Source organism: Gluconacetobacter tumulisoli (assembly GCF_014174155.1).
In the GTDB taxonomy this organism is placed as follows: Bacteria; Pseudomonadota; Alphaproteobacteria; order Acetobacterales; family Acetobacteraceae; genus Gluconacetobacter; species Gluconacetobacter tumulisoli.
Genome location: NZ_JABEQM010000001.1, coordinates 26,174 through 38,740, shown reverse-complemented (window position 1 = coordinate 38,740; position 12,567 = coordinate 26,174). Strand labels below are relative to the sequence as shown.

The window sequence follows — 12,567 nt, the reverse complement described above, 5'->3', positions numbered from 1 at the left end:
CGGGAGAGATCCGAGCGCCGAAGCACGGGAAACATAGGTGGGACCGTCGGCGGACCCGCTTTTGAAACGGTTTTTCAGGGGCGGGACGGCAGGTCGGCCAGCAGGCTGCGCACCCGCGCGCGGATATCGTCGGCCTGGGGCGTTTCCAGCGCATCGCGCAGGCGCATCATCTGCCGCCGCGCGTCATACAGCTGGTCCAGCAGCGACAGCACCAGGGGCATGCCCTCGTCGCTGACACCGAGGTCGGAGCGCAGCTCGGCGATCAGGCGCGCGCGGGCCGCGTCGATGTCCTGGAACGCATAGGCGCCGGGCGCGCCCTCGGGCCGCAGCCAGTCGCTGTCGATCCAGCGCTCGATGTCCGCGACCGTCACGTTGCCCACGCGGACGCACAATGTCTCGATTGTCATCATGATGCCGCCTCCCCGCCCGCCCCGCCGGGCGGCGTCCAGGATTTCAGGAATGTTTCCAGCGCCTCGTCGGTCGGGCCGATCACGACCTTCAGAGTGACGTAGAGATTGCCGGCCTCCCGCCCGCCATGCGCCTTCACGCCCCGGCCGCGCAGGCGCATGACCCGTCCGCTGTCCGAATGGGCCGGCACGTTCATCGAGACCGGGCCGCCCGGCGTCGGCACCGTGACGGGGCCGCCCAGCACGGCGGTCTTCAGCCCGACGGGCAGCGTCAGGCGGATATCGTTCCCGTCACGGGTATAATCCGGGTCCGGCGCGACGCCGATCGTGATCAGGGCGTCACCCGCGGGGCCGCCCTGATGCCCCTCGCCGCCCTTGCCGCGCAGGCGCAGCACCTGGCCGTCCTCGATCCCGGGCGGGATCTTCACGTCCAGGGTGGCGCCCCCGGGCAGGGTGATGCGCGACGTGCCACCATTCACCGCGTCGGCAAAGCTGACGGTCAGGGAATAGCTGCGATCCTCGCCGCGCGCCGGCCCCTGCGGACGGCGGCGGAAGCCCCGCTGCTGGCCGAACATGCTGCCGAAGACGTCGCCCAGGTCGTCCTCGGAAAAATGGCCGGCGGAATAACGGAAACCCTGCGCGCCCTCGGCATGGTCGCGATAGCCGCCCCCGCCGGGCGCCCAGCCGCGTTCCTGCCCCGTGGCGTCGATCTCGCCCCGGTCGAAGCGCGCCCGCTGCTCGGGATCGGACAGCAGGGTATGCGCGCTGCTGATGGCCTTGAACTTCTCTTCCGACACCTTGTCGCCCGGGTTCAGGTCCGGGTGATGGGTCTTGGCCAGCTTGCGATAGGCCTTGCGGATGTCGTCCTGGCTGGCCGTGCGCGACAGGCCCAGGATCTCGTATGGATCATTGCTCACGATTGTGGGTCTTCTCCCCGGCTTGAAGCGAAATCGAGCGTGTCGAGCAGGTCCAGCAGAACCGCGACCGCGACGTCCGTGTCGATTCCGTCCCGCCGCGCCTCTGCCACCAGGGCCCGAAGACGGGGACGAAAATAATCCTCCACCGCTGCCATCCTGCCTTCACCTTTTCATGACGTCCCGCGCCCCGCCCGGACGCACGCCCTTGTTGAAATAATGGGGAGCCACCGGCAGGCGGTCAATGCGACCGCCTGCCCGACCGTAACGGGTCCCGGCCGGCCATGACGGGACGAAATCGAATATCTGCCCCGTGGCCAGCCGCATTTACACATCCGGCCGCGTCGCCTAGGAGCCTGTCTGCAAATGCGCGCTGTCGGCGACCCGACGCATCCCTTTCCGCTTCGGTGCTCGAAAACATGCGCCGGGCGCTTCCCTGCGTTCCGCTCTCGCTCGCTGGCCTACATTTGCAGACAGGCTCTAACGGGATGGGCCGCCAGCCGATCGCGGACATGACGCGGGACGACAGACATGCATGCCGTTTTCATGACGCTGGCCCTGCTGGCAGTGACGGGACTGAGCAGCCTCATCTCGAAAGTCGGGCGCGTGCCCGTCCCGCTGCCGCTGGTGCAGATCGCGATCGGATCCGTGGCGTCGCTGGCCGGACTGCGGATCGGCTTCGACCCGGACATGTTCCTGCTGCTGTTCATCCCGCCGCTGCTGTTCGCCGACGCCTACCGCATGCCGATGCGCGAATTCGGCGAATTGCGCAATGTCATCATCATGCTGGCGCTGGGCCTGGTAGTCTTCACCACCGTCGGCTGCGGCTATTTCATCCACTGGCTGATCCCGCCCATTATCCTGCCGGCGGCCTTCGCGCTGGCCGCCGTGATGTCGCCCACCGACGCGGTTTCGGTGGGCAGCATGCTGGAAGGCGGCCGGGCGCCGGCCCGCGTCGTCCATATCCTGCATGGCGAGGCGCTGCTGAACGACGCGTCCGGCCTGGTCTGCTTCAAATTCGCCGTGACCGCCGCGATGACGGGGCTGTTCTCGTTCCAGCAGGCGTTGGGCAGCTTCATCGTCATGTCGCTGGGAGGGGTCGCCGTGGGCGTCGCCATCGCCTGGGCGGCATGCCGGGCCGAGCATTATCTGCTGCTGCGCGGCTACGACGACCCGCCGACCCACATCACACTGGCGATGATGCTGCCGTTCGGCATCTATCTGATCGCCGATGCCGCCGGTTGCTCGGGCATTCTGGCCGCCGTGGCGGGGGGCATGACCGTCAAGCTGACCGGCGTGATGAGCGAGGCCCGGACCGAAACGCGCCTGAAGTCCACCACCGTGTGGGACATGCTGAATTTCACGTTCAACGCGGTGATCTTCCTGCTGCTGGGGCTGCAACTGCCCGATCTGGTGACCGGCGGCATCCGCCTGGCGCGGGCCGGCGGCTTGTCGCCCTGGTCGCTGCTGCTGGCCATCGTCGCCATCCAGGTGGCCATGAGCGCGATGCGCTTCGCCTGGATCTGGATCTCGATCACCATGCGGGTGGTCCTGGCGCGCTTCCGCCATCGCAACACCGTCATCCCGTCCTGGCGCAGCGTGCTGGTCATGACGGTGGCCGGCACGCGCGGGGCGATCACCCTGGCCGCCGTGCTGTCCCTGCCCGTCGCATCCGCCGCCGGGCCGGCCTTCCCGGGGCGCGACCTGCTGGTGACCCTGGCGGCCGGGGTGATCGTCTGTTCGCTGCTGATGGCCAGCATCGCGATGCCCGGATTGCTGGCCGGGCTGGTTCCGGGGGAAAACGACCCGTCCCTGCGCGAGCTGGACGCGATGCGCATCGAACTGGCGCGCGCGGCGATCCAGACCATGCACGACGAACAGGAACGGCTGACCGCCGGCGGCGCCCAGCTGGACGAGGCCGCCGAGTTGCGGCAGGAGGCCATTTCCCGCCTGCTGCACGAATACCAGGACACGCTGCGCCGGCTGGACGATACACAGTCCGCCGAGGCCGACATCCGCGCCGCCGCGATCCGCGAGAAACGGACCGAACTGGCCCTGCGCCTGCACGTCATCCGTCACATGCGCGAATTGCTGCACCGAAGGGTGGTGGACAAGCGCATCAACGACGAAACCGAGTGGACGATCACCCAGGAACTGGATTTCATGGAACATGAACTCCAGATCGAGGCCAAGGCCCTGCCGCGCGCCACACCCCGCGACGCGCCATCCCCCGGGCCCCGGCGCATGGATTTCCAGGGAGCATCGTCATGACCGCCCGAACCACCGCGACCCGGCTGGCATGCCTGCTGATGCTGGCGGGGGCGTCGATGGGCACCGCCCGTCCGGCCGGGGCCCACCGGCATCATCGTCATCACGAACATACGGTGTACGGGAACGTCGGGGGCTATCAGACGGTCATCGACCCGCACGGGTCGAAATACCAGTCCGACGATGCCTTCTGCCAGACCGATGCGACGATGGCCGCGACGCCGACCGGAAGCGCCGCGCCCGCCGGCGGCAGCCAGCGCGTGCGCATGAAACACGCCTATGCCGCCTGTATGCAAAGCCGCGGCACCTGGCAGCGCATCGGCACCGGGGCGGGCGGGGGTGGTGCCGCCGTCAGCCCGGGCGCGGCTCCGCCATCGTGATCAGCATCTTCATCGCCTGATGCCGGGCCGCCTGGCCGAAGACGTCATAGGCCTCCATGATGGTGTCCAGCGTGAAGCGATGGGTGATCAGCCGCGCCGGGTCCAGACGGCCCGACAGCACGCTCTTCATCAGCATCGGCGTCGTCACCGTGTCCACCAGCCGGGTGGTGATCGTGATGTTGCGCGACCATAGCGTTTCCAGGTGCAGGTCCACCTTGCATCCATGGACGCCGACATTGGCGATCGTGCCCCCGGGCGCCACGATATCCTCGCACAGCTGAAACGTCGCGGGAATGCCCACGGCCTCGATCGCCGTATCGACGCCCCGCCCGCCGGTCAGGGCCATCACCTGCGCCGCCGCGTCGCCTTCGCCGCTGTCGATGGTGCGCGTCGCACCGAACCGCCGCGCGACCTCCAGCCTGTGGGGATCGAGGTCGATCATGATGATCTCGGCCGGGGAGTAAAGCTGCGCCGTCAGCAGCGCCGCCATCCCAATCGGCCCCGAGCCCACGATGGCGACCGTGCCCCCCGGCGCGACCTTGCCGTTCAGCACGCCGCATTCGAACCCGGTCGGCAGGATGTCGCTGAGCATGACCAGCGCCTCCTCGTCCGCGCCGGCGGGAATGGGATAGAGGCTGGTTTCTGCATGCGGGATCCGGACGAATTCGGCCTGCGTCCCGTCGATCGCATTTCCCAGGATCCATCCCCCGGTCTCGCAATGCGATGGCATGCCCCGCCGGCAATAGTCGCAGCGGGCACAGGCGGTGATGCAGGATATCAGGACCCGATCGCCCGCCCGGAACGTGGTGACGGCCGCCCCGACCGCATCGATCACCCCAATCCCCTCATGCCCCAGGATACGGCCCGGCGCACAGGTGGGCACGTCGCCCTTGAGGATATGCAGGTCCGTTCCGCACAGGGTCGTCCTGACCATCCGGACAATCGCATCCCCCGGCTGGACGATCTGCGGCTTCGGCCGCTCCTCCACCCCTTTGTCGCCGGGGCCGCGATAGACAAGCGCCTTCATCATCCCGCCTCCTGTCCCAGGCGGGCCCGGGCAGGAAAGCCCGTCCCGCCCGTCCGCCGCGCGGCGGTAACGCCCGCCACGGCGCGACGTCGCGCCCGGTGGGATTTTCACGACCGGGATAACGCGACCTTGATGATCTGCGCCGGAAAATACGGGTGCACCTCGACGGCCAGCGGGTTTTCAAAACCATCGATTCCTCCGGACGCCTTCTTCGACGGGCCGGGCCTCGCCCTCCGCCCCAGGACCAAGGTGCGCCGGCGGACCGCGGACGGTACGCTGGAACATGTCCTGATCCGATATACGCGGAGCTGCCTGGATACCTTCTCCACGCCCCGTCCCGCCGCCATTTTTCCACGGCATTCAGCCTCCTGCCGAAGATCGCGCGCTACCGGACGTAAGAGCCCTTCTTTCGAGAAATGACCGGTGTGCGCCTGGATCCGGGATGGGCGCAACGCAGGATGAAAAGTCCTGTCAGGAACTCATACGGTCCCGCGCTGTTATAACTGGGGCAGGCGGGGCGACAAAACAGCAATACACATAGCAATATGGTCGTGATCTGTGTCCGTGGTCCCCTTCCGGAGACAGGCATGACGGATATCATTTATCGTAACGGCATTTTCTTCGATGGATCTGGAAGCGCTCCCGTCATTTCCGACATAGCCATAACGGATGGCCGGATCTCCGCGATCGGACGCCAGCTGGAGGCGGACGACGGCACCACCGAGGTAGACTGCCGGGATTTGTGGCTGATGCCGGGTTTGCTCGACATCCATACGCACCTTGATCTCGAGGTCGAGCTTTCCCCCGAACTGCCCGAGGTGGTGCGTCACGGCACCACGACGGTCATTATGAGCAATTGTTCCATCGGCGTGACATACGGCCATCAGCGGCGGGACGGAGAGGATCCGATCGTGGACTGCTTCGCGCGCGTCGAGAACATGCCCAAGACGGTCCTGAGGCGGGTGGCCGACGCCTGCACATGGACGGATTCGGGAGGATATCTCGACCATCTGGAAAGCCTCCCGCTTGGTCCCAATGTCGTGCCGCTGATACCGCATTCCATGCTCCGGATCGAAGTCATGGGGCTGAACCAGTCCGTAGCCCGTCCCCCCACGAGGCGGGAGCTTGCCCGCATGGAGCATCTGCTGGACGCCGGGATGTCCCAGGGCTATGCGGGATTTTCTACGGACGCGCTGCCGTTCCACTTTCTCGCCAACGCGCCGAACAAGAAGAAAAAGATCCCCACGCAATATGCGGGATTCCGGGAACTGTCGTGTCTGACCGGTGTCGTACGTCGCTACGGCCGGGTCTGGCAGGCGACGCCGCCAAAGGACGACATCCTGGCCGCAGTCCGCAGTTTCCTGCTGACCAGCGGACGTCTGTATGGCCGGCCGCTCAAGACCACCGTGCTGGCGGCGCTCGACCTGCGGACCAATCGATCCGCCATGTATCTCTGCCTGCTCCTGTCCCGGATCCTGAATTCCGGAATGCTGGCCGGAAGATTCCGCTTCCAGGCCCTGTCGTCATCATTCCGGATCTGGAGCGACGGCGCCATCAACCCGATCGCGGACGAGGTTCCGGAATTCAGGGCTCTCAACGAACTGGAACTCGATGACCGTCAGGGGCGCGCCCGTATTCTGAACGATCCCGCCTGGATCGAGGCATTCCACAAGATGTGGCTCAAGGGAAAACGGGGCTGGTCGCTGGCCAGGCTGCGGCGGCGAATGCGTCAGGAGGAGGTCGTCCTCACGCGGCGGCTGGACGACATGGTCATTGCCGAATGCCCGCTTGCCAACTGGGCCGGCGAAACGCTGGGGCAGCCCTATCGCAGGCTTCTGGCGACCCAGGCGTCAAACGGACGGCAAGGGCCGGCCAATGAAGCCGAGGCGGAACTGTTCTCGGGATTCCCCGATCCGATCGGGAGCGACGCGGCTTTCTTCCTGCATCTCCTGCGGGAATGGGATACGGATCTGCGCTGGGAAACGACCATCGCAAATCACGATGCCGGAATCGTCAGGAAACTCCTGTTTCACGATCAGACATTGCCGGGCTTTAACGACAGCGGCGCGCATCTGGCCAACATTGCGTTTTACGATGGCAACCTGCGGACGCTGCAAATCGCGCAGCGGGACGGATTGTCGCAGGTTTCTCATGCCGTCCACCGGTTGACCGGGCTTCCGGCGGAATTCTTCGGGTTGAATGCGGGGCTGGCGCGGGTCGGCGCACAGGCGGACCTGTGCGTCATCGATCCCGTGGCGCTGAAGAGGTGGAATCCGGAAAACACCTATCGTTTCGTCCACCGCGAACGGTTCGGCTGCAGACAGGTGGTCAATCGCCCCGAGTCCATCGTACGGAATGTAATGATCGGGGGCAGGATCGCCTGGGACGGCGACAGATATGCCCCCGGGTTCGGGAAAGATGCCTACGGGCGCGTCCTGAGGTCGCGAGATCATCCTCGGGAACGGGACTATATGGCCCGGCACCCTGGATGCCGCAAACGGTCGCAAAGGTGAATCCCGCCAATCCATCGATACTTCCGGTCCGGATGGACCGAACGAGGAATCCCGACAGGAAGATCCAGATTCCTCGAAATACCGAAACCGATGACGGTATCATTGTCGAAAACAATGAAAAATATGGCCTGTATCACGTCGTCACATTACTGTATTTCGAATCATCCTGCTCCACCATGACATCAGGATTTTCCCACGATGAAGCGCCTGCTTGCCGTCGCCTTCCTATGCGCCTTTTCCGGGGCGTGTACGGATGACCACGGCAAGGGTGCCCTGCATGCGGCGGTTTCCCGATGTTTTGCACGATATCCATTTAAGAAAGGCACCGCATACGTGCGGTTCAGTTGCATCGCCGGGGCCCATTTCAGATATGGTCCGGATACCATAGGAACCAATTATGACCTGCTTTCACAGGTCGATATGGCCTCTCTGCGCATTGGTCTGGACGTTGATACCGGCACTCTCAGCGTCCCTGAGGCAGAGACAGCCCTGCACTGGGTCACCACCAAGGCCCAGAACCAGGCCATTCAGCGGTCAAATGACGGCCATCCGGTAAAAATGCAGACCCGTGGGTGACCGGGATCGGGCAACTGATGTGACAACCCCCGTCGGCTCGGTCAGCACTCTCCTGCCGAACCGACGTCGCAGACAGCTGGTACCTCGGCGGACCCTTCACTGGGGCCGGGGGATGATGACCGAGTCCGAAGATTTGTTGTCAGGATTGAGCACCGCCGCGCCGGACTGCGACGAATATGTGCCGGATGTCGACTGATTCGGCGTAATGGGCGGGTGGAACGCCGAAACCGGACCAAACACGCCTCCGGCGGACCTCTTCATCGTGCCTTCAGGCTGACGGGCGCACCCACGGGTGATAATGGAACAGATCCCGTCCGTTCCGACCATTTCGTCATTGTCGCCCGTGTAATGCACGTCCGATACCCGGTCATGGTCCAGGCGGATCACGGCCGTGCAGGTCGTCCCGCCACCACCGCCAAGCTGTGACATCGTCGTTACGATGTCACCGACCGGAATGAGCGTCGAGCCTCCATAGTTCGGCTGTGCATGCGTGCCGGTATAGATGAAGACCTGGGTGGTATCATTGAGCTGCTTGGTGGCGGCTGGAAGCCCCGCACAGGCCTGAAGATCGTAGGACGTCATCCCGATCATGGTGATCTGCGCCTTGTGAGCAGCCCGTGAATCAAAATATCCGCACCCACCCAGACCGAGAGAGAGCGATGAGACAGCGAGCACACACAGAACGCGACAGTTCATTTCCTGGATTATCCCCACACCTCGATCGGAACACGCCCGGCACGGCGCATCTGTTCGACAAACCTAGTGCGCTCTTTCCGGTCGATGCAAGGGCCAAGCCAAGCGTAAAATGTTTCTTTCGCGATTAAATACAATGTTGGCAAAATTGTGTCCCTGTCATCTACGATTGAATCTATGAACATCTGGTGAAAGGAAATGCGCCTTTACTTCGCCATTGCCTTTCTCGCCCCGCGCTCTCATCATGGGACATATCATCAGCCAAGAGGGCGGCCGTTACGGATCTGGACCGGGAATGCCGGCCACGGCAACGGCTTCTTCGAAACGTCATCGGGCATCACGGGCCGTCATTCGGAACCGCATCGAACCCAAGGAGAATCTGCCGATCATGTCGCTATCGTCACGTCGCAAATCGCTTGCCCTTCCCCCTCTCATGGCCGCACTTCTGGCACTCGGTGCCTGCAGTGCGGGGCAGCCGTCCGCGCCGCCATTGCCCGCAGTGGAAAAAGCCGCTCCGCTTACAACCGCCGACGCGGATTTTGTGCAGAAACTCAACGAAATGGACATGACGCAGATCGCGCTGGCCAAGATCGCCGAAACCCATGCGGCCCGCAGCGATGTCGCAACCCTTGGCGCAACCATCGTCAAGGATCTGACGGGAAACCAGGATAGGCTGACGAAGCTTGTAACGACGCACGCCATCACCCTGACAGCCAAGCCGTCCAGCGAAGACCAGAAAATCATCGACCGGATGCAACATGTGCATGGCGCAGCATTTGACCGGAACTACATCCGGTATCTTTCACGTGACCATGCCAAGATGAAGCCCGTCATTGAAAGCGAGATCGCCAGTTCGAAGAATCCGGACCTAGTGAAACTTGCGAACGACACCAAGGCCATGCTCGCCGCCTATGAAGCGCAGCTTAAATAAGCCCCCGTTCCGGGATCGGACGCTGGCCATACCGACTGGGGCGTGAGCCCCGCCAGCATCCCGTTCCAAGAGGTGATCGGGCCGATTGCCGTGGCAAGATTGCCTGGGCAAAGGTTCCGCCAGCAGACCCAAGGCGCCTTCCCGGACCGGGCCGCCACCTTGGGAAGCGGCCAGTCCCTCCCCACCCGACCCGGCCATTGAAACCATTTTCGCTCAACGTCGGCGGAAACCGATGGGCGTGCATTGCGGACCGGGATGGACCGGAGCAGGCATCAGCGCATCTGTGGCGTCAGGCGAAACATCCCTCCAACCCAGCCGGACAGGGGCCGCCCGTAGCCCAGTCCAGCAGCTGTACCGTGTGCACGAACGGAATGCCAACCGCGTCCGCAAGCTGCGTCATGCAGCCGATATTTCCGCTGGCAGCCACCTGCGCGCCGACCATGCGGATGGCAGCGACCTTGCGCTGCTTCAGTTCGCCGGCGATGACGGGTTGCAGCAGGTTGTAGGTACCCGCCGAGCCGCAGCACATATAGCCGTCGGGAATGTCCAGCACCGTGAACCCCGCCGCCGCCAGCAAGGCGCGGGGCTGGCGGGTGATGCGCTGGCCGTGCTGCATGGAGCATGCGGCGTGGTAGGCCACGCGCAGGCCGGGCCGGATGACCGGGGGCCTCAGGCCGATCCGGTCCATCAATTCGCTGATATCCACCGTCATGGCGGAAATCCGCGCCGCGCGCGCCGCCCAGGCGGGATCCAGGCGCAGGGCGTGGCCGTATGCCTTCACCGACGTGCCGCAGCCGGACGCATTGACCACCACCGCATCCAGCCCGTCCGGGCCATCGGCCTCGCGCAGCCACGCCGCGATATTCGCCTTCACCAGGGGCAATGCCTGCGCACTGTCGCCCATATGTTCGGCCGGCGCGCCGCAGCATCCGGCGCCGGCCGCCACCACGATTTCCACCCCGTGGCGGCGCAGCAGGCGGATCGTCGCCTCGTTGATCGCGGAATCCAGCACCGTCTGCACGCAACCGGCCAACAGGGCCACGCGCATCCGCCGGCCGCCCTCCGCCGGGAAGATCTGCGGCCGGTCGACCGGGCTCGGCGCCGGCAGGGGCGCCGTGGGCACCATGTCCAGCATCGCGCGCAGCGGGCCGGACAGCAGCGCGCGGAACGGCCGCCCGACGCGCCCGGCGGCCAGCCCCATCCGGAACAGCCGTGGCCGGGACAGCAGCGTCACCAATATCCGCCGCAGCGCCGCCTGGGCCGGCGGGCGGCGGTAATGGGCGGCCACATGTTCCCGTCCATGGCCGATCAGCTTGGAATATTCGACACCCGACGGGCAGATCGCCTCGCACGCCAGGCAGGTCAGGCAGCGGTCGAGATGCTCCACCGTGCGCACGTCTGGCGAACCACCCCGTTCGTACATCTCCTTCATCAGGAAAATACGCCCGCGCGGACTGTCATTTTCATCATGCCGGACCTGGTAGGTCGGGCAATGCGACAGGCAGATCCCGCAATGCACGCAGGCACCGATGATTTCGCCGGCAAGGGCGACGTTCGGATCGGCCTTCGCCGCCGGGGAAATCGTGTTCAGCATGCTTCTGCCCCTTCCCGCACGAGCGTCATCCGGCCGGGATTGAGGATCCCGACGGGGTCGAAGACACGCCGCGTGCGCGCCGCCAGGGCACGCACCGTCGGCTCCGGCGCGGGGAAGGCGCCATGGGCCGCGCGGATGCCGTCGGGCGCACGCAGCAGGATCGCCCGTCCCCCGGCGCCCGCCGCCAGCGCGCGCAGGCGGGGCACGGCTGTGTCCAGGCCGGCCAGAACAATGGCGGGCGTGACGCAGAACATCAGCGCGCCGCCCCAATCCAGCATCAGTGACGATACCAGGCCCGCCTGTCGCAGGGAATCGGCCAGGGCCGCCGCGCGCGTCGCCGGCTGGTGAATACGCCAGAGGACATCGTCGTCCCCGGCCCCCAGCGCCTCCAGTTCGCGCACGCGCGCCCAGAAGGCGCGGCTCTCCTCCGCCGCCAGCACCCGCCCGGGCGGCAGGCCGGTTCCGTCCAGCCGCGCGGCGTGATCGGCGACCCCGGGGGCGCTGCTTTCCAGGCGCAGCGCCACCGCCATGCCATCCCCGTCGGGCACGATCGCCGCCCCGGTCACCGCCAGCGGGCGGGACAGGATCGCCGCCAGCGCCGCGATATCCCCCGCCAGCCCGGCCGACGGGAACAGCATCGTCCGTTCCGCTTCCGGCGCGGGCAGCACCTTCAGGGTCAGGGTCGTCAGCACGGCCATCGTCCCGAACGAACCGCACAGCAGCTTCGACAGATCGTATCCGGTCACGTTCTTCATCGTCCGGCCGCCGGCGACAAAGGCTTCGCCCTGCCCGTTCACGCCGTCCACCCCCAGGACGAAATCGCGTGCGGCGCCGACCTGGAAACGGCGCGGCCCCGACAGGCCGGTGGCGACGGCCCCGCCGATCGTCGCCCGCGCCGGGTCGCCGCCGTACAGCGCCGCGTGGCGGGGCGGTTCGAACGGCAGGTACTGGCCCTGCCCGGCCAGCATCCGTTCGACCTCCGCCAGGGGCACGCCCGCATCGACGCGGATCACCAGATCGTCGGGTTCGTAGAAATGCACGCGGTCCAGCCCGCCGAGTTCCAGCCGCACGGCGGCGGCCACCGGGTTGCCCAGGCCCCGCCGCGTGCCGTTGCCCGCGACCTCCAGCGCCTGCCCCTTGGAGCATGCGGCGCGGACGACATCCGCGACATCGTCCGCGCAGGCGGGACGGCAGACGACGGGATCAGACGATGGGGTCATGAAGAAGGGCGATCATCGGTTCTTGCCAATCGGAAACGCGGGCC

12 protein-coding genes are annotated in these 12,567 nt (G+C 65.8%); 5 read left to right on the top strand and 7 right to left on the bottom strand.

Features of this window, described 5'->3' with window-relative positions; all coding sequences use genetic code 11:
• Positions 1-74: 74 nt before the first annotated feature.
• Genes HLH28_RS00175 through HLH28_RS00165 form a run of 3 tightly spaced genes read right to left on the bottom strand, consistent with a single transcriptional unit; the run spans position 75 to position 1,470 of the window.
• Positions 75-410 (bottom strand): chaperone modulator CbpM, encoded by a 336-nt coding sequence (locus tag HLH28_RS00175; RefSeq protein ID WP_182952986.1) that lies wholly within the window; start codon positions 408-410, stop codon positions 75-77.
• A complete protein-coding gene (locus HLH28_RS00170) occupies positions 407-1,324 on the bottom strand; it encodes a DnaJ C-terminal domain-containing protein (protein ID WP_182952984.1) in 918 nt (305 codons plus the stop codon). Before HLH28_RS00170 ends, HLH28_RS00175 begins: the two co-directional genes overlap by 4 nt.
• A complete protein-coding gene (locus HLH28_RS00165; RefSeq protein WP_182953919.1) occupies positions 1,321-1,470 on the bottom strand; it encodes a hypothetical protein in 150 nt (49 codons plus the stop codon). Before HLH28_RS00165 ends, HLH28_RS00170 begins: the two co-directional genes overlap by 4 nt.
• A 382-nt stretch (positions 1,471-1,852) precedes the next feature.
• On the opposite strand from HLH28_RS00165, the gene HLH28_RS00160 reads away from it, so the two are divergent.
• The gene (locus tag HLH28_RS00160; protein WP_182952982.1) at positions 1,853-3,592 is read left to right on the top strand and encodes a Na+/H+ antiporter; all 1,740 of its coding nucleotides are present in this window, start codon (positions 1,853-1,855) and stop codon (positions 3,590-3,592) included.
• On the top strand, positions 3,589-3,969 hold the full coding sequence (locus tag HLH28_RS00155; protein ID WP_182952980.1) for a hypothetical protein: 381 nt from the start codon (positions 3,589-3,591) through the stop codon (positions 3,967-3,969). The genes HLH28_RS00160 and HLH28_RS00155 overlap by 4 nt, the downstream gene beginning before the upstream one ends.
• On the opposite strand, the gene HLH28_RS00150 is transcribed toward HLH28_RS00155, so the two are convergent.
• Entirely contained in the window at positions 3,941-4,999 is a 1,059-nt protein-coding gene (locus tag HLH28_RS00150) for a zinc-dependent alcohol dehydrogenase family protein (RefSeq protein ID WP_220789875.1), read from the bottom strand. The genes HLH28_RS00155 and HLH28_RS00150 overlap by 29 nt on opposite strands.
• Positions 5,000-5,583: 584 nt before the next feature.
• Here HLH28_RS00150 and HLH28_RS00145 point away from each other — a divergent pair.
• Positions 5,584-7,509 carry an N-acyl-D-amino-acid deacylase family protein gene (locus tag HLH28_RS00145; RefSeq protein WP_182952978.1) on the top strand — a complete coding sequence of 642 codons (1,926 nt, stop codon included), beginning with the start codon at positions 5,584-5,586 and terminating at the stop codon, positions 7,507-7,509.
• A 198-nt stretch (positions 7,510-7,707) separates the two neighbouring features.
• Entirely contained in the window at positions 7,708-8,085 is a 378-nt protein-coding gene (locus tag HLH28_RS00140; RefSeq protein ID WP_182952976.1) for a hypothetical protein, read from the top strand.
• 96 nt (positions 8,086-8,181) lie between these two features.
• Here HLH28_RS00140 and HLH28_RS00135 read toward each other — a convergent pair whose 3' ends face one another.
• Positions 8,182-8,676, bottom strand: coding sequence for a hypothetical protein (locus HLH28_RS00135; protein ID WP_182953775.1), 495 nt, complete (start codon positions 8,674-8,676; stop codon positions 8,182-8,184).
• A gap of 397 nt (positions 8,677-9,073) precedes the next feature.
• On the opposite strand from HLH28_RS00135, the gene HLH28_RS00130 reads away from it, so the two are divergent.
• Positions 9,074-9,709 carry a DUF4142 domain-containing protein gene (locus HLH28_RS00130; RefSeq protein WP_338029617.1) on the top strand — a complete coding sequence of 212 codons (636 nt, stop codon included), beginning with the start codon at positions 9,074-9,076 and terminating at the stop codon, positions 9,707-9,709.
• 289 nt (positions 9,710-9,998) lie between these two features.
• On the opposite strand, the gene glcF is transcribed toward HLH28_RS00130, so the two are convergent.
• The gene (glcF, locus tag HLH28_RS00125) at positions 9,999-11,303 is read right to left on the bottom strand and encodes a glycolate oxidase subunit GlcF (RefSeq protein ID WP_182952973.1); all 1,305 of its coding nucleotides are present in this window, start codon (positions 11,301-11,303) and stop codon (positions 9,999-10,001) included.
• Positions 11,297-12,523, bottom strand: coding sequence for an FAD-binding protein (locus HLH28_RS00120; protein WP_182952971.1), 1,227 nt, complete (start codon positions 12,521-12,523; stop codon positions 11,297-11,299). The genes glcF and HLH28_RS00120 overlap by 7 nt, the downstream gene beginning before the upstream one ends.
• Positions 12,524-12,567: the final 44 nt, after the last annotated feature.

Excerpts from the sequence above, each read along its gene's own strand:
- HLH28_RS00175 (WP_182952986.1), bottom strand. The coding sequence starts at position 410 with ATGATGACAATCGAGACATTGTGCGTCCGCGTGGGCAACGTGACGGTC.
- HLH28_RS00160 (WP_182952982.1), top strand. The coding sequence starts at position 1,853 with ATGCATGCCGTTTTCATGACGCTGGCCCTGCTGGCAGTGACGGGACTG.
- HLH28_RS00155 (WP_182952980.1), top strand. The coding sequence starts at position 3,589 with ATGACCGCCCGAACCACCGCGACCCGGCTGGCATGCCTGCTGATGCTG.
- HLH28_RS00150 (WP_220789875.1), bottom strand. The coding sequence starts at position 4,999 with ATGATGAAGGCGCTTGTCTATCGCGGCCCCGGCGACAAAGGGGTGGAG.
- HLH28_RS00145 (WP_182952978.1), top strand. The coding sequence starts at position 5,584 with ATGACGGATATCATTTATCGTAACGGCATTTTCTTCGATGGATCTGGA.
- HLH28_RS00140 (WP_182952976.1), top strand. The coding sequence starts at position 7,708 with ATGAAGCGCCTGCTTGCCGTCGCCTTCCTATGCGCCTTTTCCGGGGCG.
- HLH28_RS00135 (WP_182953775.1), bottom strand. The coding sequence starts at position 8,676 with ATGATCGGGATGACGTCCTACGATCTTCAGGCCTGTGCGGGGCTTCCA.
- HLH28_RS00130 (WP_338029617.1), top strand. The coding sequence starts at position 9,074 with ATGCCGGCCACGGCAACGGCTTCTTCGAAACGTCATCGGGCATCACGG.
- glcF (WP_182952973.1), bottom strand. The coding sequence starts at position 11,303 with ATGCTGAACACGATTTCCCCGGCGGCGAAGGCCGATCCGAACGTCGCC.
- HLH28_RS00120 (WP_182952971.1), bottom strand. The coding sequence starts at position 12,523 with ATGACCCCATCGTCTGATCCCGTCGTCTGCCGTCCCGCCTGCGCGGAC.